Below are 626 nucleotides of genomic sequence, written 5' to 3'. Positions count from 1 at the left end.
GGATTGTGTAGCAATTGTTACCGATTTTGCTGTACCATTGTTGCCGTTTTTGCTGCAGTATTGTTACCGAATTTGTTGCATTCATTCTTACTGAAATCGCTGCATTATTATTTACCATTTACAATAGCCTTAAACAGTTACTGGCGCGAAGCCGTTATTTACTATTTAAGCATCCGGGAGCATGGACACGTGAACAGAGACAAAGAGCAGAGCTTTTGTTCACCAGATATCCCGTTATCCATAAAGGGTATCAGCTGTCATTATGTTTGGGAGAAGTTTTTCGTCATTGTACGAGTAAAGAACAAGCCTTCAAAAAGTTAGCATTATGGTACAACGATGTGGAAGATGCAGGGCTGCCATCATTTAAAACCCTTGCCTGTTCAGGCTATCTAAAATTTATGCTTGATCGCACAAATCCCCCAAGTTTTCAACTTGATCCAAAATTACTCTAAACTAAAAAGGCCTCAAGTCCAATGACTTAAAGCCTTTTCTTTTTTGGTGTGTAAATTCCGGTGATGATACCCCCTCGTACCGGTGATGGTATCCCCTCTAAGAAGAGCCAAAAAAGAAAGAGCGTTTTAAGATTTCAAAGATAAGATATGGTCATTAGTAAGTGCTATTTTTTC

At 39.0% G+C, this 626-nt stretch carries 1 protein-coding gene; it reads left to right on the top strand.

All coding sequences use genetic code 11. The features are described from left to right. Positions 1 to 14: 14 nt before the first annotated feature. On the top strand, positions 15 to 452 hold the full coding sequence (locus GO493_RS30770; protein WP_317165479.1) for a transposase: 438 nt from the start codon (positions 15 to 17) through the stop codon (positions 450 to 452). Positions 453 to 626 lie beyond the last annotated feature (174 nt).

It is taken from the genome of Chitinophaga tropicalis (genome assembly GCF_009758205.1).
Classification (GTDB): Bacteria; Bacteroidota; Bacteroidia; order Chitinophagales; family Chitinophagaceae; genus Chitinophaga; species Chitinophaga tropicalis.
Note: the sequence above shows the minus strand (reverse complement) of the source record. Positions and strands in the feature narration are given on the sequence as shown.